The following is a 25430-nucleotide window of genomic DNA, read 5'->3' on the forward strand; positions in this document are numbered from 1 at the left end:
CCAAACGCAAACAGCCCCATCACGGTGCTCGGCGAGTCGCGATTCGCGACATCCGGCATGACCCACCAGATGTTCACCAGCTCGCAAAAGTAATTGTTAGCCTGGCGAAAACGTTTGGCGAGGAGAACCGTCAGAAGGAGTTACCCACACCTACAAGGATCGCCAATGGCAACCGAAGGGAAGGGACCGAGAACCATTCAAACGCAGCATAAAATGCCGCGTTTAATTGGGTAGAATACATCCAATTAGCGAGCGGTAACAAAGAACTGAGCAAGTATCGATTATTCGACGAACATCACTCGATACATCAATCCGAGCGGCATCCGCCATCCCGAAGGTCGCCATTCCGAACAAAACGAGAAGAGTTGCGTAATGACAAGCGCATACCAGGATTCCGACGATGAGCGGCCGGACGATAACGCTGTTCCCGTCGCCCTATCTGCAGACTCCTCAACAGCGGAACCGGGTAGTCGTGCGGTCATCTACCTGCGTGTGTCATCGGCTGGCCAGGTCAAAACCGACTACGACCCCGAAGGAATATCGATTCCTGCCCAGCGCGTCGCGTGTCAGCGCAAAGCAGAACAACTCGGCATCACCATCGTTGACGAATATATCGAGCCGGGGCGCACAGCGACCGAAATGTCGAAACGAGTCGCCTTCCAACAAATGCTAACCCGAGTGCGGAACCTCCACGACGTCGACTACATCATCGTCTACAAACTTTCCCGGATGGCCCGCAACCGCCTCGACGACGCCATCGTCATGGCCGATCTCCGCAAACGCGGCGTCGCCCTCGTATCAGCCACCGAGTCCATCGACGACTCGCCAGTCGGCCAACTGATGCACGGCATTCTGGCCACCTTCAACGAATACCAGTCACGCGAGTCCGGTGCCGATATCACCTACAAGATGGGCCAGAAAGCCCGCAACGGCGGCACGATCGGTCGCGCCCGACTCGGCTATCTCAACGTCTTCGACCGATTCGACGGCCGCGAGATCCGCACCATCGCCGTAGATCCAGAACGCGCGCCCCTCGTCCAGCTTGCCTTCGAACTGTATGCCACCGGCAACTACACCCTCGACGAACTGTCCGATGAACTCACCGACCGCGGCCTGCGCACCCGGCCTACCGCCCGCCACCCCGCCAAGCAAGTATCGATCAACAAACTCTCCCAAATGCTGCGTGACCGCTACTACCTCGGCTACGTGATCTACAAGGACGAGGAAATCCCCGGCCGTCACGAGCGACTCATCGACAACGACCTCTTCGACCGCGTCCAGGACATCCTCCAACCACGCAGCACCGCAAAAGAACGCCGACGAGTACATCACCACTACCTCAAAGGCTCCCTGTTCTGCGGACTCTGTCATCGAGCAGGCATCACCCAGCGAATGATCGTCCAGCACACGACCAACTCCCGAGGCGCCGAATACACCTACTTCTTTTGCCGCAACAAACAGAACGGCAGCTGCCAAGCACCCCACATCAACGTCACACTCATCGAAGACGCTGTCGAAACCCATTACGCCTCAATCCGATTCAGCGCTCGATTCATCGCCGACATCCGCGCCCACATCGCCCGCGTCATCGACGAACAAGAAACCGCCGAACGGCTTCTCCACGACCAACTCACCACCGAACTACAGGCACTCGACATCCGCGAGGAGAACCTCATCGACCTGGCGGCCGACGCCACCATCCCCCAACCCAAAATCAAAACCAAGCTCCGGGAACTCGCACACCAGCGAAACCGCCTGACCGAACGCCTCACCACCACGACCGAAAACCTCTCCGACAGCGCCCGGCTCATCGAAGCCGCCCTCGAACTGCTGGAAAACCCCCAAGACCTCTACCGCCGCTGCGACGACCAACAGCGCCGTCTACTCAATCAAACAATCTTCCACGGCCTCTACGTAGACGACGACCACATCACCGACCGCAGCCTCCGGGAACCGTTCGGACAACTCCACACAATCCAGCAGGCCACCCAAACCAGCACCCCCGACCCAGATACCAGCACCGAACCAGAAAACACCAACAGGCCCGCCCCTCAACGAGGAGACGGACCTGCATTAACGGATGGTGTCAGGATCTTACTACAGGGTGTTGGTTCAGCCCTGTGTTCTAGTAAGACCCCCAAGGTGGAGCTAAGGGGACTCGAACCCCTTACTTTTCCTGGGTTTATGCCCTCTGAGCTGCTATCTAGCAATTTTGGGTGACTTCCCGGAGACCTACCGCGACCTGCTGGTTTACCGAACCGATGTTGATGGCATCAACACGGATCGACGCCGAGACGCGTTGATCCATCAACACGGACGGCCACCGGACCGATCGCGCCAGGAGTACTCAGATGACCACTCGCCGAGACGAAATGAAATCCAATGAAACGAATCTCGGCGTGCTCGAGATCCGCCCCCGCAAGTGCCGGTTTCCCGAGTGCAGCCGCCGCGTGGCCGCGACCGGCCGCCCCGGTCGTCCCTCGTCCTACTGCGACCGCCCGGACCACAACGCACAGACCGCTTTCCGCGAAAGGCCGAAGGGCGGCCGACTCGCGGTCGCCGATCAGCCGGTCACAGCTGGGCTCACCGAGCTTGGCCAGCTGGTCGCCGAGCTGAGCGCCCACCGCGCCGCGCTCGCCGAATTGCTCGGCGACACCGACGCCGTGCTCGAGCTTGTCACGGATCGAACAGCGATCGACGGCGAGATTGCCGCTGTTCGCGCAGCCGCCGAGGCGGATGTCGCACAGGCGCGCGCCAAGCAAGCCGAGGCCGAGCACGCCGCCGTGCTCATGCGCGCCGAGCGCGACGCCGCGGTGTCGGCCCGCGACCTCGCCGAGGAAGCAGCTGAGGAGGCGATAGCCGATGCCGAGCAACGAGCCGACGCGGTCGAGAGCGCCGCCGCCCGTGTGCAGACCGCGGGCGAGCAGACCGCGGCCGACGCGGGCCGTCAACTGGGAGCTATGCGTACACGGCTAGAGGAGGTCGAAGCCGCGAAGAGAAAGGCCGAAACGCGTGCCGACGAGATGGCGCGAGTTGCCAACGGTCGACGTCTGGATGCCGAGCGGTTTGAGTCGCACCTCGCCAACGAGCGGAAGGCCCATAATCGCGAAATCAGCGGCCTGCGTGAACAGCTCGACAATGCTCGCCGCGAGCACGCCGAGGACTTGCGCGGCGCAGTGAAAGCCGGAGTCGAATCGGCGGCACGGCACATCGGTGCCGTGCGAGTGCGATCAGCGCGCCCTCGGCCGGTCCGTAGGGTGTCGTCGGCGCAGCGCCGGACGTAGTGAGGTGACAGGCGGAGGACACCTCAGGACATTCAGGCCGCCTGGCGGAACCGACCGCGCAACTTGGCGCGTCCAACTGTTCATGACTGACCACCTGGACACCGATGCCGACTGGAATCCGCTGTTCGACGGGTATACCGCTGAGGGCCTGTTGAGCCAGTGCGAACGCTGGAACGAGTGGATGCAAGGGACCTACTGGGCGAATTGCCCGGACCTGGGAACGTCAGGGTAGCCCGCTGATGTGTGAGCGTGTCGGCGTCGTGCGGCGAGCGTTTCCACCTTGGTCAGTCGAGCTGTTTCGCCATCTCGTCCATGACTGGAGAATCAGAAAACGGCTGGTCTTGGCCAATGCCTCGCCAGCCCCACGACTCGTACATCGATCTCGCTGGGTTCCCTACGCGTACGAGGAGGTAGGCAAGCCGTTCGGGGCGCTCCGACAACAACGCGTTGTGGATGATTCGTGCATATCCCTGACCTTGATGGTCCGGGTGGACGGCGAACTCTCGGAAGATGTAGACAGGTGCATCTACGGGCTCGGCGGCGACCTCGGCGAAGACGTGCACCGCCTTGTTCCGAACATCCTGCGGCCGGCGATATGGCGTGCCGAAGGCGTAGCCAACCATGCGGTCATCTCGCCAACCGGCTACCAACTCAAAGTCAGGGATCGGCGCGTACAAGTCCTCGAGCCGCTCCCAGAATTTCGCCGGGCTGTACCACGGATTGTCCTGCTGTGGGAGATGTGCAGCGAGGTAGACAGCCTGTATCTCCTCAGCGTGGCGGAGCGTTTCCGCAGCGTCGTAGCGGACCAGCTTCAATCCGGCGTCGTCAGTGATCACGATTCAACTGCTTTCAGTGAACGCTCGGCGTCTGCGCGTAGTACTTCGTGCAGATCCTTGACCGCGGGCCTGTGTCGTCGCTCGGGAGGAACCGCCGCTAGCACCTGTTCGCCTAGACCCATCACGAATCTCGTTCGGTAGTCGCTGCGCAGGCCCTCGATAGTCTCGGTCGCGTGACTGGCACCGTCTTCGTGGCCTCCACTGCGGACCAGGCACAGAGCATGTTGGAGGTAGATCTGGATTGGTCCTCGCACGCTGCTAGGTGGATAGAGCGCGAGCGCTGCCTGTTGGGCCTTCTCAGCGGAGTGCACATCGCCGAGATGTGAGTACACGAAACTCTCTGCAAACCTCAGACGCTCCTCGGGATAGGCCCAACAGTGCCAACTGTGGTCGCCAGTCATGTCAGATGGCAATGCAGAGAACGTATCTCGCAAATCTATGAGAGCTTCCTCGGCCTCGTCGGCGCGGCCTTGCAGTGCAAGGGTCTGCGCACGGGCCGCAATCAGACTTGGCCGGCCGGCGATCGGTCCTTGCTCGATCAGATCGTCGGATTCGCTTATTTCGTCGATTATCACCTGCGGCGGCTGTCCGTCGTAGATTGCGCGAATCGCCTTCCGTCCTCGGATGTAGAGCATGGTGTGCAGGTCACCGGAGGAATCAGCGGTCAACCGGGCTGTGCGCCACCAACGCGCTGCGTCCCGTCGCTGCCCGACATCGCCGACAGCCTGCGCCATGTAGTGACTCAGGAGCGCACCGACCTTGTACAACTCGCGACGTTCGCTCTGGTCCGTCGACATGCTCAGTGCCATCTGAAGATTCAGGATGTCAACGAGCAGCATCTCGCGCAGTTCGGCGGACGTTTGCGTCACGTATACATCGCCGTACTCTCGGACGACCTCGTACCAGTCCGCCAGATCGGCTAGTGCACCGCCGGTCACCGCGCGGTTCAGGCCATGACGCGCAGACTCCAACCCGAGCATCGTGCCGACGCCAGCCGCCGTAGCGCTGAGGAGGAACGTACGGCGTAGCACGTCGTCGACCTCCTTCGCTGCCGACTGGAGAATTATCGGCGAATCCCTATCCGGCTCAATGGTAGTGACGCGTGCGGCGCGACGCACGGGACGAAATCCGAGTTCGGCGTCGGTCGCTGTATCGAGTACGGCACGGAGACCGGCACGGACATCCTCATTCGGCCACCGAAAAGCACCCCGTTCGAGTTTGCCGATGTAGTTGCCGGACAGCTCGATCACACGCCCGCTGGTGCGATAGACCCAGGCATTCACCAGGTCAGCTAGCTCGGCACGCTCCAACTCGTGCCCAGTCGTCTGGGAACGAATTCGAGCGCGAGCCGTGCGAAGTTGATGGTTCGGTTCAGGCAATGGTCTGTTGTCCTTGCTCGGCAACCTCTATCGAAATCATCGCACCAACGGATCAGCCGCGTCGGCAATCGGTACCTGATCTCCCCCGGATCTCCCCCGAAAGGGCGATCAAACGACATTCCTCGCAGGTACCGCAGCAGAGGAATCTGGGGCTGTGCACCCGGTGCGGGGTAGATGGCGTTCCCCCTATCGGCACACCGACTCGCTACGAACGGCCCGGCCCCTCGGTGCGGCGCCTCCTCGACGCCGGGTGCTTGGAACCCACCAACGAGCGAGCCGGAGGCGTAAGCGATGGGTTACGACGAAGAAGGCGGCGGTGCCGCGACGCCGCAACAGATCTATTTCGGGCAGAGGTTTCACCTCGAGCAATTCGGTACGCCCGAGCAGGTAGCGAAGTTCTCGGCCGGCGGGCCACCGCCACCACTGAAGGCGGACGGGGTAACGGGCAAGATCCTGTTCTACGAGGCGAACATGCCCACGGTTGAAGAGTTCGCCGGCCTGCTCGCGGAGATGGAAAAGGGCGGCTGGATCACCAGCGAAGTTCGGGAGAAGGTCGCGGGGCTGTCGCGCGCGGATGGCGTCGCCGAGCTGAAAGCTCGCATGGTCGAACCTGATTCCGGTCAGCGACCACCAGCGGCCGGGACCGAGTGATCCGCCATGGAGAACACCGAGCTTCTCCACGTCAAGCGTGCTGCGGCCTTGGAATCACAATGCCGGTTCTACGTAGTCACGTGTGGGTTACCCGCCCTCGTGCGGCCCGACTTGGCACGGATCGTGTTCCCAGCCGGAAGCGTCGGCGCGGTCACGATGCCCGCCCACATCGGCGCGCGAGTCAGGGTGCGTATGGAGGAGCGGCCCAACGGCCGTGTCGGGCCGATCGTTTCGCACCCACGCTCGAAACGGTGGACATTCCTGGTTTGTCCAGACCTCCCCGGCGACATCGTGTTGTGCGCAGAGTTGTTCCGCCACAACGTATCTATCGTTCCGATCGGTGCTGAGGTCGCGCTGCCTTCACCGCGATTCGGTTCGGAACTGTTGAGTTACCGAGAGTGGGTGTGTGAACCTCGCGACGGATTCCGGCCACCAGGCACCGAGGTCGTTGACGCGGTCCGGTCCTGCGTATCACCGTTGAGGCGGTGACGGGCAGGTGCAACCCATCGCTATCGGATGTCTTCGACTCACCCCGTCACCCCAATTTTCCCGCTTGTACGGCGGCACGCTGCGGCTGTTGGCTGCGACGCACGGCTATTTCTTGTTGCAGGTCATCGAGTTCGACCAGAGCGGCGACGCGCAGACACACAACGCGCTGATGATCGAGCACATCCGAGCAGCCAAGGCCGAGGCCGTGCTAACTGCAAATCTCGCTCACCTCGCCGGAGGTGAGCGGGCGATCACCGAACTGTGCGACCTGATCACCCCCGAACAGACCTATCCGCGTGGGCATCACTGGCCGCCGCCCGTACCTGATTCGGGATGTGTTCGGTGAGGGCGCTATCCGACGACCACGTCGACCGCTGGCTAAGCAAGAAGACGGAATTATTAACGCACACAAGGGAATACAGATGAAGACAAGCGACCCATTTCGATACGCCGGGCAAGTCGGATCGCATATCGAGCCCACCGGGCGGCTATTGCGCCTGGTCATCGACGCCGTCAACGAATGCAACTTGCGCTGCAAGTACTGCCACCCCGGAGAGGTGTGGTTGCAGCGTCAGTTACCGCTCGCCGAAGTGGTGCAGGCCCTCGCTGCCGCCGAACAAACCGGGATCCTCGAGGTTGTCCTGACCGGCGGCGAGATCACGTTGCACGACGACCTGCAAGGGATTCTGGAAGCTACCCACCAGCTCAAGCGCTGCGCATCGACGCTGATCACGAACGCTACAAAGATCACCTCGGCTACCCGGCACGGCCTCGAGGTATCGAACCTGACACGTATCTGCACCAGCGTCGATGGCGTGACAAACGAGCTGCACGGATTCGCCCGAGGCAAGAACCTGCCGAAGGTGCTCGAAGGGCTGCGGCGTCTGCGCGACACCGGCAAGCCGATCACGGTCATCACTGTTGTGCACCAGGGCAACTGGGAACGCGTGGTCGAGCTGACCGAGTACCTGGCCGACCATCAGCTAGCCGAACAACACCACCTGTGCGCGCCGAGCTTCTCGGGCCAAGCGCGCGAGCACTATCCCGGACTCGCGTTGCACGAGAACGATTTCCATCGCGTGCAAGCTCTGGTGGACCAGCACCACCGGCAGTTGCTCGACCGAGGGGTGTATCTGACGTTCAATTCGTTCTGGCCCGCTACCGGGCTGTCCAGCGACGTTACGAACCCAGGGCGAATGATGACCTTGCAACAGCTCTCCGAGCAGGTAAAGGACACGCTGTGCAACATTCGGCCTAACGGAGAGTTCCGGCTACAGGCAAGCACGTGGGGCCGGGAAATGGTCGGCAACGCCGTCGTCGGATCTGTTCACGCGCAGCGTGTTCCGGACTTGATCGAGACGGCCGAGTCACTGCTCGCTACCGGTTCGGCAGGCCAGCTTCCACGCGAGACCGAAGCCCGGCACAAGTTCCAACTCGGAGCTGAGGCAGACCGGGAAGCGACGCAACATCTGATCGGCCGTATCAAGGGACAGCCGCCCACAGTCGACATGATTCCGATCGCCAGCGTTGACGAGCACTGGCTGATGAGCAACCACCTTGATGCCGCTGCGGTCGCGGCACGGCTGCGTGCCGAACCGACCGAGCACCGGATTACGCGTCATCCCACCGGGAAGGTTCTCGTGTTCGACCGGCGGCGATCGTTGGTCACGCTGCTAGGTCCGGAAGAATGGCCGATGGTCCTGGGTGAGCTGTCGATCGCGGCAACCGGTTCGGTGATGTCATGACCGCAGCGGCAGTCCAGATAGCGAGTCAGGTCATGCACGCCGATGCGACCCTCGCGCGAATCTACGCCGAAGCTGTGCGCGCGGCGCCCGCCGATGAGCTGGTCCGCGCCGCGCTGCTGTGCCATCTGGCTGAGCCGTCGACTCCGGCCGCACGGCTGGCTGACGACCTCTGTACCAGTCTCGACATCGTGCGCGCGGCCTACCGTGCATGTCAGGGCAGCGCGGCCGTGACTCGGCTGGTCAATTCGATGTACTACCCGCACCGCATGCGTTGGTCGTTCGCAACTACGACAGTGCAGGAATGGCAGCGAGTGCCCGACCGCCCCGAGCGGATCCGGGCACACGAACCGGTGCTGTCGGAAACCGTCGAGATCCATCCCACGCGCGGTACCTGCAACTACCGGTGCGCGATGTGCCTGTGGTCAGATCAGCAGGAACTCACCTACGCGACCAAACAACTCGACACCGGCGGCCTGATGACCGCCGGTGGATGGATTCGCCTGCTGGGCGAGCTTCGTGAGAACGGCGTGCACCGCCTTGTCATCTCGGGCGGCGGTGAGGCACTGATCAACCCCGAATTGCCATCGATTCTGACCAGAGCTGCCGAACTGGGGTTCGAGATCCATGTCTACACAACCGGTTTCAGCATCCGGCCGGGTAGTCCACTGTTCGAGGCATTGTTGCGATGTCACCGGGTGCGGTTCAGCATCCACTCACCCGAGCCCATCACCTACGACCGCATTGCAGGCACGCGACCGGGTCAGCATGCGCTCGACCGGGTCGTTGGCAACCTTGGTGCTCTGCTGTGCGAGCGTGATGTGCTACCCACTGTCGGAATCGGCTTCGTGATCCAGCCGTTCAACTACGACCAGATCGCGGCCATGGTCGACTTCGCTGCCGACACCAGCGCGGACTGGCTCGACCTCCGCAAAGACGAGGTGGGCGTCACTGACGGACTGACACCCGATCAGCTCACGGTCGTGCGCGATCAAGTGCGCGCGATCAGACGACGCCCGCCTGTAGATACGCGGATCGACATCGGTGACGAGCTGGTGTCGATCGCCAACGGACATAGCCCGGACCGCTCGCGCACGACCGAATGCCTCGGCCGGTACTTCCGACCGACCATCGGCGCCTACGGGCATCTGACGCCATGCGATCTCAAAGCCGAGCCGCGGTTCGCCCAGACTGGCTACGATCTCGGCTCGGTCAAGCGCTCCCAAGTGCTGGACGTGGTCGCTGTGTCCTCGCAACGGCGCGTCGCCGACGACTGTGTGCAGTGCATGCCCAGCTCGCGCACGGGAAACCGTATCCTGCACAAGCTGCTCGACGACCTTGCTTCTGGGATCCGGCTCGACGAGCAGCCGTTCAGCTAGCGGGCGGCACGTTGCGTGATCGCGGTCCGCAGTACCGATATCGCACCTCGCACCACCAGCCCAGCTGCTATCACCGGCGCGAACACCAACCATGGAGAACGCTGGTGGTAGTCACAATAGAACCGCAACGCGCTGCGGTGGTGGCTGCGGATCTTGCGGAACGGCGCAGACCGCATGCTGCCGCCTTCACGGTGGCGGATCTCGACATTCGGGTCGAGGACCACTCGCCATCCGGCGCGGTGCATGTCCAATGCCGCTTTGGTCTCCTCGAAGTACAGGAAATACCGTGTGTCGAACCCCCCGATCGAATCGAATGCGCTGCGGCGGAACAACATACAGCAGCCGGAAATCCAGTCGACATCGCTGACCGTAGTGACCGGCTCGCCGAAATACCTACGGGTCGCCGGATTCCCCGGCCATACCCCGCCGAGCAGCGCGTGCACGATCCCGACCGCCAGCGACGGGAACCGGCGCCCAGTCGGGTACGGCGTCCCATCGAGCCGGGCCACCTGCGGCCCGATCATGCCGATTCCGTCGTCGGCCATCGCCGTCTCGACGAGCGCAGCTATTGACCCCGGCGCAAGCCTTGTATCTGGGTTGGCGACCAAGATCCATTCAGCGTTGGTCGCTGCGGCTCCCTGGTTGATCGCGGCGGCAAGGCCCACGTTCTCGCTGTTGCGGATTACCCGGCCGCCGAATTCCTCGACAAGTTCGACGCTTCGATCAGATGAAACGTTGTCGACGCCGATCACGTCGAGCGCCAACGGCTCGACCGCAGCCGTTAGTGATTCCAAGAAGGGCGGAAGATCCTCCGCGCTTTGGTACGTCACCAGGATGAGGCCGACGGTCTTGTCGTCGCGGCGAGACATGGGAGCGAACCTATCAGGTGTTGTACGTCACGCGGAACCGATGCGTGCCCGCAACTGCGCCGGTAGCGTCACGGCAACGTCGGGGCCAATGAGGGGTAATCATGAGATTCGTTGCAGTACTGACCATTGCTGCCGCGGTAGCGGTCGCGGGGTGTGGCTCGGATACGAAGACCGAGGACAAGACCGAGCCGGCCACGGCCGTGACTGCGGCTCCGGCCGCGACGAGTAGTTTGACAGCCGCGTCGCCGTCCACAGCCGTGCCGAACACGGCCGGGACGTCTGCCGAGCGGCCGGGCAGCAGATTACGACAGCAGAGTTGCGAGGACATACTGCCGTTGCTCGATCAACTGCGGGCGATCAGCGCGGACGCTGCACGGCAGTCAGCCGAGGACACGATCTCGAATCTGCCTCAGACGCCGGAATGGCCGACACTGAGCGAGAGCGACCGACAGGCGACGATCGCAGGAATCCGAGACGCAGCGGGCGGCACCTGCTAGTGCTCATCGACGCCGGTTAAGCGGCGGGCAATCCCTAGAGGTCGTATGCCTCGACAACCGCGTCGACGGCTGGTGCTCTGAACTCCGATTGGAACAGCGGATAGTTGCCTTCGGTGAGGATGCCCCAGCGGCGATTAGTCGGCCCGCTCGACACGGCGTTGTCGGTGTCGGGCCAGGACAGGAACATCGCGCCGTTGCGGTAGAGCGTGAACACGGTTCCCGCGGCGGCGGGTAGTCGGCGGAACTCGATCAGATCCGTTGCGAGGATGCTGTTCTCGGACACTGCCCGGTTCTGCTGTCCGGTCTGGCCTGTCGAGACGCCGGATGTTGGGGGTAGTCCGGCCTGGGTGTAGATCGCGCACCCGAGGCCGGTTGAGACGATGGCGTAGCACATGGTGCCTGCGCCGAACGTGTCGGCGACGGCGAGCACTATGCCAGTGAAGTTGTCGGTTGCCAGGTTGCCTACCGGCGCGATGAGCTGTGTTTTCACGCCGTAGTTGTCGGTGCCGAATCGGCCGGCGGCGGTGCCGCCGCCTTGGTAGGACACCCAGCAACCCGAGCGACCGTCACCGTTGCCCATGGTTTTCATCTGCGCCCGGTTGGTGTCGATCTTGAACTGCGTGTTCCGGTCGAGCCGCCAATCCGGGCCGAGCGTGGCGGCGTTGGCGCGGTTGAACGGATCGGAATACCGGTAGCCGACCCGCTGCAGAACGGTCGCCGTGCCGCCGCCGGTCGCTGCGGCGACGAACTTCGCGGCCACAGCGACGGCCGCCGAGGCGAGTCCGCCGCCGGTCGCTGCGGCGGCGATCAGCGCGCCGGGGGTGAGCGTCGCTGTGCCCGCGCCGAGTCCGACCGCCGTCGCCGTAATAGAGGCGACCGGACGGCCGACAATTCCTGCCGAGCCGCCGCCAAGCGCATCGGCGACCAGGACGACCGAGGCGACGATCGTCGCCGAGGCGACACCACCACCGACCCCGGTTGCCAGGATCTCGGCACCGACAATTACGGCCGAGGCGACACCACCGCCGGTGGCCGGCGCCAGGATCGCGACCGACGACACGACCGACACCGCAGCGACGCCACCGCCGACCGCGTCAGCGCGGCGCCACGGGATGACCGACACCGCAGCACTCGCATAACCGCCGCCGAGCGCTTGCGCCAGCAGCGAGACCGAGAACCGCGGCGGGGTCGGCCAGCGCACAGCCCTCGCGTCCGGCCCCGGAAACGGCACCGTGCGCGAGTCGGGTCCGGGAAACCGGACCTGTCGCGTGTCCGGTCCCGGCCACGGCAACGCCGAGAGCATCTAGTCAGCGCCGCTCGGGTAGGTGTAGGACGGGGTCACCTTGACCTCGCCGGCTGGGCTCACCGCGGCGTCGGGGGTGTCGAGCACGGTGAGCAGGGTTGTCCCGTTCCACCGGCACATGTGCGTGTAGCTGCCCGCCACTACCTGAAAGACGAGCTGTGAGCCGGTGACGGTGCCGCCGACTGCTGCGCCCCACGTGGTCGGCTGCCGCGTGTAGCCGCCGCCGGTGGCCTCGTTGGCGGTGCCGCCCGCGCCGGGGTCGCCGGTGTGCAGGCTGTAGGTGTTGCCGAGCGTCGCCCAGTGATCGGCCATGCCGTTCTTGACGGCGGTTGTGCTGGACATAGTGAATCTCCTTGCGGCTCAGGATCACCGGCGAGCTACGCCTTTGACCCACTCGTAATCGTCGGTGGTGCCGGTTGCCGGGTTCGGGTAGTGAATCCACCGGGTGAACCGGGTTCCGGCAGGGATGGCGGCGACTTGTGGTTGCTGGACTCGCCACGCCACGGTTGCGCCGTCGACGGTGGCGGGCCATGTGGTCGGCGTCGGCGTTGTCTGCCAGACGATTTCGGCGGTGGTACCCGGCGGCAGCACCCCGGCCGGGTGCGTGAGTATCACGATGAAATCGCCTGCGGTGAGGTAGATGTCGTCTTGGATCGCTCGCCATCCGATAGGCATGTCGGAGCCTCCTAACTCAGCGCGTAGTACGGAATCAACCGGGCGTCGAACGTCAACGACGAGTAGGCGATCGTCGGGAGCGGGGTCGTTGACGCGGGCGCGTAGGCATAGAGCGCGGACGGCCGTACGCCGGGCGGCGGTGTCATCGGCCACACCGACCGGGCAAGCAGGGATTTGCAGGTCTGCCCGAGCGCAGTCACCTGCAAGACACCGACCGCCCATACCTCGCTTTTGAGTGCGTCGAAAGAGGACGGAAGCGCGAGCGTGTACTCGCGGTTGGTCGCGGATATCGTGTCTTTGATGTCGCCGGTCGCGGCCATGAGGGTGAGGTCGCCCGTGGTCTTGTTCATCAGGTAGGCCATGGCGAACATTGCTTGGATACCGAGCGCGGTATTCGAGTTGCCAGTGCCGAGAGTGATGCGGCTGTACTTCCGGTCTTTGGAGCATTCGAGAAACCCGAGTTCGGTGAAATTCGCACCGTGTCCGGCCGGTTGGTAGTCGGGTGGATCGTCGAAGGTAATCGAGTGCGAATGTGAGCCGCCGCCGCTCGACCCTGCCGACCCGGTGCTGTTCGCGGTGGGGGTCAACAGGATCCGGGGAAATGTCGGGTCGGCGTCGCGAACGTAGGTGTTCCACAGACCCGACCCGGTGGGGATCACGTTGCGGTCGGTGGCCGCGATGTCTTGCTGCGCCCTGGTGGCCGAGCCGGTCGTGCCGACAATGGGGGCCTTGGATTTGTCGTAGATGCTCGCCTCGGTGAGGTTCTGCCATTCGAGGAAGCTGCCGGGCCGGGTGGGGTTGTGTGCGCCGTTGGGATTCGCGCCGTCGGGTTGGGTCATGTCAGGGCACCTCGAGCGGCGGGGGCGGTGGCACCGACCCGCCGAGGTCGCGCAGGGTCGCGGCTACCTGCTCGTCCCACATCGCATGTGCCGCAGCGGCCAAGCGGCGACGCGTGGCCGCGGCATCGGATTCTCGCTTGAGCACCGCGAGCTGCTGCTCGACCTGCTCGACACGGGAATCCGCGGCGGCGGCCCGCACGTCCGCGGCGGCGGTGGCCTTCTCGGCGATACCGGTCGCGATCTGTTCGAGCTTGGCGAGTGCGTCGATGCGTTGGGTTCGCCTGCCGAGGAGGGCGGCGACTACGCCGGTAAGGCCACCGCCGCCGAGCAGGCCACCGAGAGCTATTGCCCACTCCTGCACGTCATCACCTCCGGTCGTGAATGCCAGCGCCACGGGCGATCACCCTTCGGACGTGCCGGACGCCGCGAGCCACGGCAACCATCGGCCGATAGCGGCGTCGACGGCAGGGATCGCCATCACGCGCGTGATGGCGGCCGAAATCCCGAGCGCGAGACCGACACCGGCCGCGGTTTGCGGCAACCCGGACGAGGCAACGATGAGCGGCATTGCCGCGGCGATGCCGACGACGAGCTGAAACCCGGTGCGCACCACTGCCCGCCACGGATAGGCGACCTGTGTCGGTGCGTCTGGTCGCACGTTTCGCCCGGTCACCGGTCGGCCTTGTCCGTTAGTGCCGCGAGGATCTGCTCGTTCTGGCGCATCACATGGGCGATGCCGTCGACGAGGGTGCGCCGCGGGGTGGCGTTGTTCTCGCCGTCGCCGAGCTGGGACCAGCCCTCGAAGTTGGGGCCGCCGCCGAGCTGGGCGAGGATCACGGCAACCGCCTCGGTGAGGTAGCGATTGCGTGCAGGGTCGGTTTCGACTGCGCGGCCGAGGATCTCGAACCCGGCGCGGTCCGGGCCGAACAACTGGGTTGCGACTTCCTGTGCATCGGACATAACGGGTATCTCGCTTTCTGCGCCGAACAGCGCGTCGAATTCCGCGGCGGTGCCGCGGTAGGCCCATGCGTCGATCTGTCGACCGGCGACTATGGCGCGTTGGGTGAATTGGAGGACGGCGACGCGGTTGTCGCCGTAGTCGTTCCAGCCCGGCGCGGTGTCGCCGGGGTAGAGCGCCGCGGTATCACCGGGCTGGTCGCTGCCGTAGGCCGAGGCCATAAACGGGGGCAGGCCGGACAGGTCCGGGCTACCGATGTGGTCGCGCCAGTACCAGCGCGGCAGATACAGCAGCGCGACGCGGTAGCCGCGGCCGACGAACTCGGCGTGCACGGCACGCAGCACCGAGACATCCCCGGAGCCCTGTTCGTGGTCGAGCATGACCGGCACCGCGCGGTCGGGCTCGGCGCACTCGTAGTTGTCGACCTGCGCCGACGCGCTCGCGTCCTGCTCGATGTAGTGGTAGGCCATGAATGCCAGCCCGTTTCGTTGGGCGCCGGCCTTCTGCTCGGCGTAGGCCGGGCTCGTGTAGTTCGCGCCTTGGGTGGCCTTGGCGATGACGCCCGCGAATCCCTCGCACGCGACGGCGTCGAGGTCGATGCCTGCTTGCCAACCCGAGATGTCGATGCCCCAGCGCGTCATCACGCACCGCCGATCGGGCCGACAAACTGTGCGAGTACCTCGGCCCATACCGCGCCCTCGGCGTCGCCGGTCGGTGCCGCGGCGTAGCCCTTCGGAGCGATGAGCGAGGCCATCATCGGCACCGACAGCCAGTAGTGCTCGATACCGCCGAACCGCGCCGGATCGGCGACCAATACCGCGCCGACGCCGTCGTGCCCGACAATCGTCACGTAGTGATAGATCGTCTGAGCCGGGTAGCCCGGCGGCCGATTACTCGGCACGGCAACGATGTTCGCCACGATCGCGTTGCCGCCCTCGATCGAGGCGACCACATCTGCCCACAATCGTTCGACCTGTTCGCGTGTCGGCGGATCGTTCGCAATCTCGACCGTGACGTACGGCTGTCCGGTGCGCCGGGCAAGCAGTCCGGTTATCTGGCCGATCCAGTCGGTACCGTCGGTGTCGGTGCCCAGCTCGGCGGCGAGGTCGGCCTCGGGCACGTCGATACCGCGAGCGGTGAGCGCGATCTGTGTCGAGCCGGGACCACACCAATACCCGGTCTCTTGCACCGAGTAGGCGTGATCGAGGATCTTCTCGGGCATGGTCAGGTCTCCTTGTATCGCTTGAGAATTCCGGCGCGCTGGCTTGTGGCGCGCTCGCGCGCAATAACCCGCGCGACCTCGGCCGGGCTCGCAGTGCGCAGGTGCGCCAGGACGACGGCGACGGTGTGCTCGTTCGGGTCGAATCGGGTGATATGCGAGACCGTCGCCCGCGCCACATCGGCGGGACGGGCAGCCTCGGCGGCGGCCTCACGCTCGGCGAACTGCCGTTGCAGTTCGGCTTGCATGACACCCGATAGCGCGTTGATGTCGACCTCGGAGGACCAATCCGCCGGCGGGGGCTCGGCTTTCCATTCGCCCGAGGCGAACATCGGGTTCAGCTCGCCTGCCTTGGGCGGCCAGTAGAACTCGACCTGTCGCTCGACGCGGCGCGCGCCACCGTTCCACAGCCGTTGCGACCACTGCCTGAGTCCGGCGATCGGAATCGCCATACTGGCCCCGCGCATACCGGGAAGACCGACCAGGAACGGCAAGAACGCCTCGGTCGGGCAGTCACAGTTGCAGTTGTCGACAGTGGGGAACGCGCCGGTCGGTAGCCGCGGTGAGTGGTCGAGTCCGCACTTGCGGTGACAGTGGACGCATGGGCAACGCCGGGTGCCGCAGACCGTGCACTCGTGCCGCAGCGGGGGCGGGTTATCGGCGGCCGGTGCTTGCGGTGGCGTCTGCTCGCTCACAGCACGGGCCTGATCGCGTGCAGTGGTGCAGCCATGACACGGCCGCGGTAGCGCACCGGGACCTGTGTGGCCTCGTCGATCTCGTCCTCGACCTCGTCGAACTGGGCAAGTTCGCCGACGAGCAGGCGCATCGCGAGATGTCGCGGGCGGTCGATCACACCACCGACGGCGAACGACGAGCAGGCGGGCCGACGTTTGGCGGGTATCTGGAAGTAGACGAGTTGCGGCACGGTTGGTTCTCCTATCGCGGTGGCGTGGTGGGTTTCTCAGCCGAAAACGCCGAGATCGTGCAGCGCAGAAAACGCCATCTCGAGTCGCTCGATCGCGCGCACTGCGGGGTCTTTGTCCGCGGAGGTGTCCCCGATCGTCGGTATCCACGACAGCGGCTCAGAATCGCTGTAGCGCAGTCGAATCGAGCTGATTCGGTCGACATGGATACGGCCGGTGCGGTCGCCGACGAGACCGAATCCGATGCGGTCGCCGACCCAGCAGTGACCCTTGCCCTGGTCGCCCAAAATCCATGGGCTGCCGTCGTTTACGTTGACCTCGGCACCGAATCGAGTGCGGGTCGCAGCGAACCCGGCCCGCAGGACTAGCAGGCTTTCGAGGGTGAATGCGCGATCTGCGCCGTCCTGGAAATGCTCGAAGTACCCAGCCCAACCGTCGTTTTGAGAGCGTTCGAGGCTCTTGACGTTCATCCAGGCGAGCACGGTGTCGGTGTAGAGCGGGGCGAGCAGGGTATCGACCGAGCCGCCCACCGCGGGAACGAATAATGCAGCGCTGAGCAGGTCGAATGCCAGCTGGACGGCCGCTGAGATCGCCTCGTTGACGCCGAACATGCTGTGCCCGCCGACCACTACCTGTTTGCCCTTGGAGGGCCAGCGGGTCAACTTGCTCGACTGGATGCCGGTTTCGGTGCCCTCGAGCCACACCACGTACGGCGTGGTCTTGCTCGTGCCGAGCAGTCCGGGGACCTTGTAGGTCGGTTCGTCGATGTCGGCGACCTCGGCGACCACGGGGTCGATGAAGTTGCCGACAAAGCTCGCGACGGTGCGGATCAGGCCATCCCAGAGCGTGCCGCCGCGCGAGGTGCCCTGGTTGTAGAACCCCGAGCGGTCGACGATGTCGATTACCAGCGCGCCCGGCCGCAGGTTCAGGCCCGGAATCGGTTGCGCATCACCGAGATTCGGCATGTAGCGTCGCCATACGACCGACAGCTCGGCGTCCTCGAGGATGGGGGTCGCGAGGGCGTGCCAGTTCTTGAATCGGCTAGCCAACAACGCCCACAGAATGCCGTCGTTGAGATCGTCGAGGTAGCTGTGCGGCTTGACTACCACCGACCAGTTCTCGACCGAGGCGGGCACCCACGAGGCGGGATTGAGCGGGTCGTCGGGCAGATTCCACCAGTTCTGCTCGGCGCGCATGATCTGGAGATGGAGGGCCGTCAGCAGGCACCACCGCGCGCCACCAGCCAGCAGAAAAACGCGCGGAAATTGCAGGACGCTCGGCAGGGCCGCGTTACTCCATACGGTGTACCAACGAACCGTCTCGTAGTCCGAAAGCCATTGGACGGTAAGGCATTTCGTGCCGTCCTCGCGCTTCTCGGCCGAGCAGCTCTCGAGCTTTCCTGACCAGCGGGCACCGTTGGGGCATTCGACGACGATCACAACGACCCGCTTCTCGCCGCGCTGTAGTCGTCCCCACTCGTCCCAAATCCATTGCGCTACATAGTGATCCCACGGAATCTCAGTAATTCCCGCGCCGGTGTCGTTGTCTTTCCACTCGAAATCGCCCAGGTACTCGGCGTCGAGCCAGCCCTGTAGGCGCATTTCGCCGTCGTAGATCGTGGTCTCGGGTGGTTCGAGGCTCCGTGCCTGGCGCTGGCGCTCGCGTTCCTCGGTTACCTGCCAGATCGCCTCGCACTCGGCGAGGGTGTCCGCGGTCATTACAGCCACGTCAGAACCTCTCTAGTCCCCACGGGCGCGACCAGAACCGCGGCTGCCGGGCCAAGATGCCGAATTTCGGCGAGGTGACCGACGATGCCGAGACCGGGACCGCAGTCCACGGGGTGTAGGGCGGCAGCACGTAGAGCAGCCGGTTACCGCCCATAAGCCCCGTGATGTTCGTGCCGGTCGTGTCCTCGAGCGGGATACGCATACGGTCGGTCCGGCACGTCGCGCCGTGCCCGTTCACGGCACCGATCGGCGGCAGGTTGAGCACTCGGCCCGAATCGTCGCGGCCGGTGCGGAAATCCACACCCGGCACCCGCCGGCCCTTGGGACCGGTCCAGCTGAAATCGGGCAGGTGCGCGATACCGTCGCCGGTGATCACCCACTCGTGCGCCATCGGCCGATCAGTCGGGTTGCACAGCCAGACCTCACCCGACCCGGACGAGGCTCCCTCGATCTGCCATCCGGCGGGGTGTTCGGCGTCGCCGAGCCAGTCGTCTTGACGCCACATCGGTTGTGGTGCAACCAGCGTCGCGGGCAGGTCACTGTGCCCGTAATCCCACGGGTCGGTGTCCATGGCCATGATCGGCGACTCGAGCAACAGCACGTCGAGCCAGCGGGTACCGCTGCGCCGCGGTGTCGTGATCGCCAGCCGCGCCGATCCTGCGTGCGGGTCCCACGGGTCGACCTCGTAGTCGAACGCCATCCGCAACCGACTGTCGATGTCGGCCCATTCCTCCGGATCGTCGCTGAACGCGCCGAGGGGTAGGTCGATCTCACGGTGCGGCCGGTCGATCTTGGCCGGTTTGCCCCCGATCTCGAACGCGCCGCGCTTCATGGTCACTTTGACCGGAGCGTCGTAGAGCCCCTGCGGACCGGTGCCCAGCACGACGCCTTGCTCGCCGGCACCGTCGCCGGACAGGCACCAATACGAGCCGTCACACCCGTGCAACTCGACCGTTGCGTATACACCCACGTCAGCCCCCTATTTCCCGGCCGTCTGGCGCTTCTGCTCGCGCGTGATGCGGTTGACGGCCTCGGCCACATCGGCGACAACGAGGGTGATGTTCTGCACGGTCTTCTCGATCCCGTCGGCGTAGCCGCCGATCCCCGGCACGCTGGATCGCTGCCCCTTGAGGAACTCGCTCCCGGCTCCCGACATGGCCGCGTTGAACTTGGCGAACGCCGCGGTGATGGCCGCCTGCTGGTCGAACCTGGTGTCGGTGTTGTCGCTGGTCGGGTTGACCGACGAGGTTCCCGGCGCGGTGGTCGTATCCGCGGCCGCGGTGCTCGCGGCCGAGGTGCTCGACGACAGCGAGGACGGCCAGTTATCGACCCACACCGGGACCGCGGTCCCGGACGGGCGCGCCGTGCCGCCCGATGAGTTCGTGCCGCCGCTCGTCCCAGACCCGCCGGTGCCACTGCCAGCACCAGAGCCCAAGCCGCCGGACCCGTTCGAGTCCGCGCTCGCGCCGCCGGTGCCGAGGGGGTTGCCGCCAACGGGAAGGTGCCACTTGTTGGGGAAGTCCGCGGCACCTTGCGCGCCTGCTCCGACCTCGACGCCGTCGGTGCCACTGGCCTCGACATTGAGGTCGCCGACCGTGCTCGCCATGTGGCCGGCGGTGCCGCTGCCGCCGTTGGTGCCGATGCTCAGATCGGTAGCGCCGCCGAGTCCTGGTTTCCACCCGAGCGCAGCGAAATCCGAGTCGGTCGTGAAGTAGCGCGCGTTCGGGTTCTTCCCGCTGACCTTGGCCCACAGCGCCCCGGCGATGCCCGAGCAGTCCCATGATTGCGGCCCAACCTTGCCGTAGCCGTAGGGCTTGCCCGCCTCGCCGCGTGCCCACTGCTGCACGTCGACCAGGCCGCCGCCGGCGAAACCGGGCACCATGGCGTGCAGCAGCTCGGGCGAGGGCACCCAGCCACCACGGATCGCTTCCAGGATCGGGAGAGTCTGCGGCGTGATGACGGCCGCCGGTTCGATGTACTCACCGCGCGAGACTCGCGCCACGATCGAATCAGAGGTCCCGGTGCCAGGGCCGTTCACCATGCCGCCGGTCCGGAACGACTGCATTGCCTTGCCGAGATCTTGGGCGACCCCGGCACCGGGGATCTCGATAGGGCCGAGCTTGCTCGGGACCTTGGCGAGGATGTTGCCGAGGAAGTGCACCGCCGGTCGCAGCGTATCGGCGATCCCGGACCAAATGGTTTTGATGACGCCACCGGCCGCACCGAAAGCGTCGCCGATAAGGCCGATGCCCTTTTTCATATTGTCGAAGGTCGGCGAGACGACGTTTTTCCACGCGAACTCGATCGCGGCACCGATGCCCTTGAATACAGGGTCGACCACGTTGTCTTTGAAGAAAGATATTGCTGTTCCGACCAGACCGATTCCGGTTTTGAAGTTCTCGAATACCGGCGACCCGACAGTGTCCCAGAGCCACGAAATGATCGCGCCGACTGCTTGAAACGCTGGCACAGCGATACTCGTCCACCACCACGAAATAACGTCGCCCACCGCCGAGACTGCAACCTTTATGTTGTTGAATATTGGCGAGCCGACCTTGTCCCAGAAGTACGAGATGGTCGCGCCCACGGCCGCGAATGCTGGAGTGACGATGCTGTTCCACCACCACGAAATCACGTTGCCGACAACCTCGAATGCAGCCTTTACCCCGTTGAATGCTGGTTGCACGACGCCGGTCCACCACGACGAAATCAGCGAACCGATGAACCCGAATACCGGTTGGAATACCGATGTCCACAGCCAGTTCGCCTTGTCGCCGATCCACTGGATACCGGTGAGAATCCCTTTCCAGGCGACATTCAGGAATTCCCACGTCGCCGAGACCGCGACCTTGATCCCGTTCCAGATCGCCGCCCACCACTTCTTACCGGTCTCGGTCTTGGTGAAGAAGGCCCACAAGGCGACACCGACCGCGGCAACTGCCAAAACGATCAGGCCGATAGGTCCGGTGGCGAACGCCATGGCAGCGCCGAACGCGCGGGCAGCGACAGCACCAGCGATCAAGGCGACCCGGTGCGCGGCGAGGGCGATCGTGTTGCCGGTCAGCGTGACAGCGCTACGGCCGGTAGCGGCAGCGAAAACACCCTGAGCCACCGAGGCCGCGAACATCGTGGCGTTCCACACCAGCATCGCCGCGCCGGCCACCCGGAACGCTGTCGCCGCCATCAGCAGATACGGGGCGAGTGGTGCCATGTGCGCTACGACGGTGGCCAGCGGCGGGGCGATCGTCGCGAGCACGGTTGCCCACGGGGTGAAGGCGTCGACGAGCTTGGGAATCAGCGGGGCGAGCCGCTGCATAACCTCGCCGATGGCGGGCATGATGATGTTCGCCATATTGATCAGGCCCGGCGTGGCATCCCGGACAGCCCGACCGATGGCAGCGAATCCAGGTGCGAGAGCGGTTGCCGAAACCTGTCCCATCTGACGGAACAGCGAGAACAGCGGCCCCGCTACGTTGCCGATGTTCTCGAATACCTGCCGGAGTTGGGCAAACGAATTGCGAATCTGATCCGGGGTAATAGAGGTCAGCTTGTCCCCGAGATTCAACGCGAATTCATTAACCCGCGCACTCGAATCTTGGAACGTGGTTGCCGCAGTGCTCGCGAACTGGACCAGTCCCGAAGCAACGTGCGCTAGCCCGTTCTCGCCGGCATTGAGATGCTGAAAGAAATTAATGGACGCATCCGTAATATTGCGGAATGCGCCTGTTGCGGCCGGACCGGTCAGCGACGCTGTGATCTCATAACCGATTTGCGCTACGACCGCAGATAGAAGGCCCATCTTCGGCCGTAGATTGTCCGCTAGGGCACCGACACGACTGAACGCAGAACCCGCACCAGTAACGAACTCTTTAGCTAGCTCTTTGGAGAAGGCATCGACCATCTCTTGCCGCAGACTGCGGACCGCGGTGAGCATCGGCCCCATACGTTGGCCGACCATTTTGTTGAACGCGTCGTCGGCGTCCTTGAATTGCTCGGTGAAAGTACCGGCGGCGTCGGTTAGTCCCTTGAGTCCGACTTTCAGCGCGAGGAATGCCGGGCCACCGAGACCGACCGCAGCGCCGGCGAACGCACCGAGTGCCACCACGCCGACGCCGAGCGCCGAAATCAGCGGTCCGCTGATCATGGTGCCCAGGCCGGAGACAACGCCGATGGCAGCGGCAGTGCCGACGGTCATCATCGCTAGCCGCTTGGCGAAGTTCGTCATGAACGACACGACCCGCACGACGCCCTGTAGCAAGAGGAACGCCGCGGTGATCTGGCCGATTTCCCGCGCTACCCGACTGGCAATCGCTGCGATGATGCGCAGCGCCCCCGCGAGTCTGGTCAAACCCGTAGACGCCACCGATCGCAGTGCAAGCGCTGAAATGAACGTCGCTGCGCTGAAACTGCGCACGACCTTGGACGCCAGGCCCATAGCCGTCGCGATCGTGGAAGCGTTGGCGACGAACAGCCCGGCCGCCTTGGTGGCGACGCCGAACCCGGCACCGATACCGGCGATGCCCGAGGTGAACCCGGCCCGGATCCTGGCCGCTACCGACGCGCCGGTCGCCTCGTAGCTCTTGGCTTCGATGCTCGACACGATCGCGTCGCCGGCGTCCCGGCCTGCCTTGTGCCCGGCGGCGGTGAGCGGCGCCGAAATCTGCCGCTCGATTCTGCCGCTGATTCCCCGGACTGTGGGGATGACATCGAGGGTGGCGTAAGCGGTTGGCAAGAGATCACCGCCTCACTGGCTGTCGATGCCCATCGCTCGGCGACGGCGCATGAACCGTGTTTCGACCCGCTTCGTCGCTCGACGGCGGGCAGCTGTAATAGCTTGTTGGGCCACGGATTTCGGACGCCCGGCATGTTGTTGGCCGGTCAGTGCGCCCCAGATGTCGGCGAGCAGGTGCTCAGATGTCCCCCACCGCGGCACGCCGTTGTTCTCGTGCGCGGCGATAGCCGAGTCGCCGGGTAGGTCGTTGATGCGGACCCAGATCTCACGCAGCGTGAGCAGCGGCACCCCGGCCTCGTCGGCCCGCCACCGGTCGGTGTACCGGACACGGTGGTAACGGGACAGATCCCGCTCGACCTTGTCCGGTACGTCGGCCAGCAGCCGCAGCAGGGTCGCTAGTTTCCCGCGTTCTCGAAACCGCAGGCATCGGCCCAGGCGTCGAGCATCTTGCCGTAATCGGCGTCGTAGGGGTCGGTCTCGAGGAACTTGGCGAACTCGGCGGGGCCGAGCAGCAGCTCGAGCGCGACAGTGCCGCGGCGCTGGTCGAGAGCGCGCGCGACACCCTTGGTCCGGTCGAGGTTGGCCGGCGCGGTGTAGACGACACCCTCGAACTCGAATTCGACGGTCTCGTCGGCCTCGGCCTCACGCTGCGCGGCAGGCTTGAGGTGGTCGGTTGGCTGCTTCACCCCGGCTGGACGGGCGGGCATCGCGCGCTTGGCGGGGGTCTTACGCGGGGATCGGGGCGTGGTCATGATGACGTGGTTTCCTCTCTGTCGGAATCGAGGCGCAACCCTTGCGTCTCGAGCAGATAGCGGCCGACCTCAGCGAGCAGCGGCGCTGTGCTGGCTGCGTCGACGCCGGCACCGATCAGTTCGCCCCAGAACGAGGCGATCTGGTGTGCGGTCGACCAGCCGCCGGGGGCGGCGGCCGCGGTCTCGTGTTGTTTGGCCGCCTGCACGGCGGCCGCGATCCGGCTGCGGTCGCGGGGCCGGTAGTTGCCGTGCGGGTCGGTGAGACCGAGTTCTCTAGCCGCGGTGCGGATTTCGTCCTCGGTCGGAAGGATCGGGTTCGGCACGGCGTGGTTCCCTGCTGGCGTGGTTGGCAAGGGTGCGGCGGGCACGGGGAAACCACGCCAGAAACTCCGGCCCGCCGCGTCTGGTTACGGCACGGGCGCGGGTTCGACCTTGACCGTCGCACCGGTGCCGGTCAGCCCGGTTACATCAGCGGCCAACAGCGAATTGACCTGTCCGGCAAAGGCTCCGGCCAGGGTGACCGTGTACGGGCCGCCGGCGGAGCCGCTCACGGTGACGTTGCCGGTGCCCAGGATCGCCACGAGCGCGGCTTGCACCACGGTCGAGGCGGCGTTGTAGGCGATCGTGCCGGTAGGGGTGCCGTCATAGAGCAGCTTGAACGTGCCTGCGGTCGCATTGAGGACCGTGACGAGCTGCGCCTCGTTGATCGGGGTGTACTGGCGCGTGTAGAGCAGGCCGTCACCACGCGCGAAAATGTCGGCGGTGACCTCATGGCCGGTCGGATCGCTTTCGTTGCGGTCGAGATTCGGAATCCAGCACGTCGCCGGCCGCGCCGTGATCAGCCGCTCGGGCACGCCGAGGTCATTGACGAACTCGAATCCCAAGATGAAGTTGCCGGGGCGCGGCACGCGGATCTGGGACGCGGTCGAACCGGGGTGCGCGATACGCCGGGTCGTTCCGTTGGATTCGAGGCAGGTGAAAACCCTGCTCTCTTTGTAGTTCTTGTAGCCCTTCTTGTAGAGCCCGATGCCCCAGCCGAAATGTTCGGTGGTGTCCCACTCGCGCGCGTTCTTCACGCCGTCGTCGCCGTTGAGGATGCCGAGGTTGTCCCACGTCGCATCGAACTCGGCGGCGATGGTCGCGGGCATGTTCGGCGAGAGAGATTTGCCGACGAAA

The 25430-nt window shown here is 64.8% G+C and carries 27 protein-coding genes; 7 read left to right on the forward strand and 20 right to left on the reverse strand.

What is annotated here, in order from left to right:
* Positions 1–372: 372 nt before the first annotated feature.
* Complete coding sequence (locus ACQPW1_RS39575; protein ID WP_433657987.1) at positions 373–2220, forward strand: recombinase family protein; 1848 nt, start codon at positions 373–375, stop codon at positions 2218–2220.
* Positions 2221–2351: 131 nt separating this feature from the next.
* Positions 2352–3284, forward strand: a complete 933-nt coding sequence (locus ACQPW1_RS39580) for a hypothetical protein (RefSeq protein WP_433657989.1) — start codon at positions 2352–2354, stop codon at positions 3282–3284.
* A gap of 284 nt (positions 3285–3568) precedes the next feature.
* On the opposite strand, the gene ACQPW1_RS39585 is transcribed toward ACQPW1_RS39580, so the two are convergent.
* Both ACQPW1_RS39585 and ACQPW1_RS39590 read right to left on the reverse strand, forming a co-directional pair.
* Positions 3569–4120, reverse strand: a complete 552-nt coding sequence (locus ACQPW1_RS39585) for a GNAT family N-acetyltransferase (protein ID WP_433657990.1) — start codon at positions 4118–4120, stop codon at positions 3569–3571.
* The gene (locus tag ACQPW1_RS39590; RefSeq protein WP_433657992.1) at positions 4117–5403 is read right to left on the reverse strand and encodes a hypothetical protein; all 1287 of its coding nucleotides are present in this window, start codon (positions 5401–5403) and stop codon (positions 4117–4119) included. The genes ACQPW1_RS39585 and ACQPW1_RS39590 overlap by 4 nt, the downstream gene beginning before the upstream one ends.
* Before the next feature lie 387 nt (positions 5404–5790).
* Here ACQPW1_RS39590 and ACQPW1_RS39595 point away from each other — a divergent pair, with 387 nt between their 5' ends.
* The 4 genes from ACQPW1_RS39595 to ACQPW1_RS39610 all read left to right on the forward strand — a co-directional run bounded on the left by ACQPW1_RS39595 (position 5791) and on the right by ACQPW1_RS39610 (position 9760).
* Positions 5791–6150: a hypothetical protein gene (locus tag ACQPW1_RS39595; RefSeq protein WP_433657994.1), complete on the forward strand. Its 360-nt coding sequence runs from the start codon at positions 5791–5793 to the stop codon at positions 6148–6150.
* A gap of 577 nt (positions 6151–6727) precedes the next feature.
* Positions 6728–6985 (forward strand): hypothetical protein, encoded by a 258-nt coding sequence (locus ACQPW1_RS39600; RefSeq protein WP_433657996.1) that lies wholly within the window; start codon positions 6728–6730, stop codon positions 6983–6985.
* On the forward strand, positions 6975–8384 hold the full coding sequence (locus ACQPW1_RS39605) for a radical SAM protein (protein ID WP_433657998.1): 1410 nt from the start codon (positions 6975–6977) through the stop codon (positions 8382–8384). The genes ACQPW1_RS39600 and ACQPW1_RS39605 overlap by 11 nt, the downstream gene beginning before the upstream one ends.
* Complete coding sequence (locus ACQPW1_RS39610; RefSeq protein WP_433658000.1) at positions 8381–9760, forward strand: radical SAM protein; 1380 nt, start codon at positions 8381–8383, stop codon at positions 9758–9760. The genes ACQPW1_RS39605 and ACQPW1_RS39610 overlap by 4 nt, the downstream gene beginning before the upstream one ends.
* Here the strand turns inward: ACQPW1_RS39610 and ACQPW1_RS39615 are convergent.
* The gene (locus ACQPW1_RS39615; protein WP_433658002.1) at positions 9757–10629 is read right to left on the reverse strand and encodes a glycosyltransferase family 2 protein; all 873 of its coding nucleotides are present in this window, start codon (positions 10627–10629) and stop codon (positions 9757–9759) included. The two genes, ACQPW1_RS39610 and ACQPW1_RS39615, sit on opposite strands and share 4 nt — an antisense overlap.
* A gap of 101 nt (positions 10630–10730) precedes the next feature.
* Here ACQPW1_RS39615 and ACQPW1_RS39620 point away from each other — a divergent pair, with 101 nt between their 5' ends.
* Positions 10731–11126: a hypothetical protein gene (locus tag ACQPW1_RS39620; protein WP_433658004.1), complete on the forward strand. Its 396-nt coding sequence runs from the start codon at positions 10731–10733 to the stop codon at positions 11124–11126.
* Between the two features lie 34 nt (positions 11127–11160).
* On the opposite strand, the gene ACQPW1_RS39625 is transcribed toward ACQPW1_RS39620, so the two are convergent.
* The 17 genes from ACQPW1_RS39625 to ACQPW1_RS39705 all read right to left on the reverse strand — a co-directional run bounded on the left by ACQPW1_RS39625 (position 11161) and on the right by ACQPW1_RS39705 (position 25402).
* On the reverse strand, positions 11161–12429 hold the full coding sequence (locus tag ACQPW1_RS39625) for a hypothetical protein (protein ID WP_433658006.1): 1269 nt from the start codon (positions 12427–12429) through the stop codon (positions 11161–11163).
* On the reverse strand, positions 12430–12771 hold the full coding sequence (locus tag ACQPW1_RS39630) for a phage tail fiber protein (protein ID WP_433658008.1): 342 nt from the start codon (positions 12769–12771) through the stop codon (positions 12430–12432). It lies immediately after the preceding gene.
* Positions 12772–12795: 24 nt separating this feature from the next.
* On the reverse strand, positions 12796–13104 hold the full coding sequence (locus ACQPW1_RS39635) for an LtfC-like domain-containing protein (RefSeq protein ID WP_433658010.1): 309 nt from the start codon (positions 13102–13104) through the stop codon (positions 12796–12798).
* 11 nt (positions 13105–13115) lie between these two features.
* The gene (locus ACQPW1_RS39640) at positions 13116–13943 is read right to left on the reverse strand and encodes a hypothetical protein (RefSeq protein WP_433658012.1); all 828 of its coding nucleotides are present in this window, start codon (positions 13941–13943) and stop codon (positions 13116–13118) included.
* Position 13944: 1 nt separating this feature from the next.
* On the reverse strand, positions 13945–14337 hold the full coding sequence (locus ACQPW1_RS39645) for a hypothetical protein (protein WP_433658014.1): 393 nt from the start codon (positions 14335–14337) through the stop codon (positions 13945–13947).
* Positions 14338–14343: 6 nt separating this feature from the next.
* Positions 14344–14616, reverse strand: a complete 273-nt coding sequence (locus ACQPW1_RS39650; RefSeq protein ID WP_433658016.1) for a hypothetical protein — start codon at positions 14614–14616, stop codon at positions 14344–14346.
* Complete coding sequence (locus ACQPW1_RS39655; protein ID WP_433658018.1) at positions 14613–15542, reverse strand: glycoside hydrolase family 25 protein; 930 nt, start codon at positions 15540–15542, stop codon at positions 14613–14615. Before ACQPW1_RS39655 ends, ACQPW1_RS39650 begins: the two co-directional genes overlap by 4 nt.
* Complete coding sequence (locus tag ACQPW1_RS39660) at positions 15542–16123, reverse strand: C39 family peptidase (RefSeq protein WP_433658020.1); 582 nt, start codon at positions 16121–16123, stop codon at positions 15542–15544. Before ACQPW1_RS39660 ends, ACQPW1_RS39655 begins: the two co-directional genes overlap by 1 nt.
* 2 nt (positions 16124–16125) lie before the next feature.
* Entirely contained in the window at positions 16126–16815 is a 690-nt protein-coding gene (locus tag ACQPW1_RS39665) for a phage gene 29 protein family protein (protein WP_433658021.1), read from the reverse strand.
* Positions 16812–17045, reverse strand: coding sequence for a hypothetical protein (locus tag ACQPW1_RS39670; RefSeq protein ID WP_433658022.1), 234 nt, complete (start codon positions 17043–17045; stop codon positions 16812–16814). The genes ACQPW1_RS39665 and ACQPW1_RS39670 overlap by 4 nt, the downstream gene beginning before the upstream one ends.
* A 36-nt stretch (positions 17046–17081) precedes the next feature.
* Positions 17082–18770 carry a phage tail protein gene (locus tag ACQPW1_RS39675; RefSeq protein ID WP_433658024.1) on the reverse strand — a complete coding sequence of 563 codons (1689 nt, stop codon included), beginning with the start codon at positions 18768–18770 and terminating at the stop codon, positions 17082–17084.
* 1 nt (position 18771) lies between these two features.
* A complete protein-coding gene (locus ACQPW1_RS39680; protein WP_433658026.1) occupies positions 18772–19740 on the reverse strand; it encodes a hypothetical protein in 969 nt (322 codons plus the stop codon).
* Positions 19741–19749: 9 nt separating this feature from the next.
* The gene (locus ACQPW1_RS39685) at positions 19750–23502 is read right to left on the reverse strand and encodes a hypothetical protein (RefSeq protein WP_433658028.1); all 3753 of its coding nucleotides are present in this window, start codon (positions 23500–23502) and stop codon (positions 19750–19752) included.
* Positions 23503–23514: 12 nt separating this feature from the next.
* The gene (locus ACQPW1_RS39690) at positions 23515–23790 is read right to left on the reverse strand and encodes a hypothetical protein (protein WP_433658030.1); all 276 of its coding nucleotides are present in this window, start codon (positions 23788–23790) and stop codon (positions 23515–23517) included.
* Positions 23791–23897: 107 nt separating this feature from the next.
* Entirely contained in the window at positions 23898–24254 is a 357-nt protein-coding gene (locus ACQPW1_RS39695) for a hypothetical protein (RefSeq protein WP_433658032.1), read from the reverse strand.
* Positions 24251–24577: a hypothetical protein gene (locus ACQPW1_RS39700; RefSeq protein WP_433658033.1), complete on the reverse strand. Its 327-nt coding sequence runs from the start codon at positions 24575–24577 to the stop codon at positions 24251–24253. Before ACQPW1_RS39700 ends, ACQPW1_RS39695 begins: the two co-directional genes overlap by 4 nt.
* Positions 24578–24661: 84 nt before the next feature.
* Complete coding sequence (locus tag ACQPW1_RS39705) at positions 24662–25402, reverse strand: hypothetical protein (RefSeq protein WP_433658035.1); 741 nt, start codon at positions 25400–25402, stop codon at positions 24662–24664.
* Between the last annotated feature and the right edge of the window lie 28 nt (positions 25403–25430).

This window comes from Nocardia sp. CA-128927, from assembly GCF_050955855.1.
GTDB lineage: Bacteria > Actinomycetota > Actinomycetes > Mycobacteriales > Mycobacteriaceae > Nocardia.

Bases quoted from the DNA above. Each gene is read 5' to 3' on its own strand.
- ACQPW1_RS39575 (WP_433657987.1), top strand. From the start codon at position 373: ATGACAAGCGCATACCAGGATTCCGACGATGAGCGGCCGGACGATAAC.
- ACQPW1_RS39580 (WP_433657989.1), top strand. From the start codon at position 2,352: ATGACCACTCGCCGAGACGAAATGAAATCCAATGAAACGAATCTCGGC.
- ACQPW1_RS39595 (WP_433657994.1), top strand. From the start codon at position 5,791: ATGGGTTACGACGAAGAAGGCGGCGGTGCCGCGACGCCGCAACAGATC.
- ACQPW1_RS39610 (WP_433658000.1), top strand. From the start codon at position 8,381: ATGACCGCAGCGGCAGTCCAGATAGCGAGTCAGGTCATGCACGCCGAT.
- ACQPW1_RS39615 (WP_433658002.1), bottom strand. From the start codon at position 10,629: ATGTCTCGCCGCGACGACAAGACCGTCGGCCTCATCCTGGTGACGTAC.
- ACQPW1_RS39620 (WP_433658004.1), top strand. From the start codon at position 10,731: ATGAGATTCGTTGCAGTACTGACCATTGCTGCCGCGGTAGCGGTCGCG.
- ACQPW1_RS39625 (WP_433658006.1), bottom strand. From the start codon at position 12,429: ATGCTCTCGGCGTTGCCGTGGCCGGGACCGGACACGCGACAGGTCCGG.
- ACQPW1_RS39630 (WP_433658008.1), bottom strand. From the start codon at position 12,771: ATGTCCAGCACAACCGCCGTCAAGAACGGCATGGCCGATCACTGGGCG.
- ACQPW1_RS39635 (WP_433658010.1), bottom strand. From the start codon at position 13,104: ATGCCTATCGGATGGCGAGCGATCCAAGACGACATCTACCTCACCGCA.
- ACQPW1_RS39640 (WP_433658012.1), bottom strand. From the start codon at position 13,943: ATGACCCAACCCGACGGCGCGAATCCCAACGGCGCACACAACCCCACC.
- ACQPW1_RS39655 (WP_433658018.1), bottom strand. From the start codon at position 15,542: ATGACGCGCTGGGGCATCGACATCTCGGGTTGGCAAGCAGGCATCGAC.
- ACQPW1_RS39660 (WP_433658020.1), bottom strand. From the start codon at position 16,123: ATGCCCGAGAAGATCCTCGATCACGCCTACTCGGTGCAAGAGACCGGG.
- ACQPW1_RS39695 (WP_433658032.1), bottom strand. From the start codon at position 24,254: ATGACCACGCCCCGATCCCCGCGTAAGACCCCCGCCAAGCGCGCGATG.
- ACQPW1_RS39705 (WP_433658035.1), bottom strand. From the start codon at position 25,402: ATGCCCGCGACCATCGCCGCCGAGTTCGATGCGACGTGGGACAACCTC.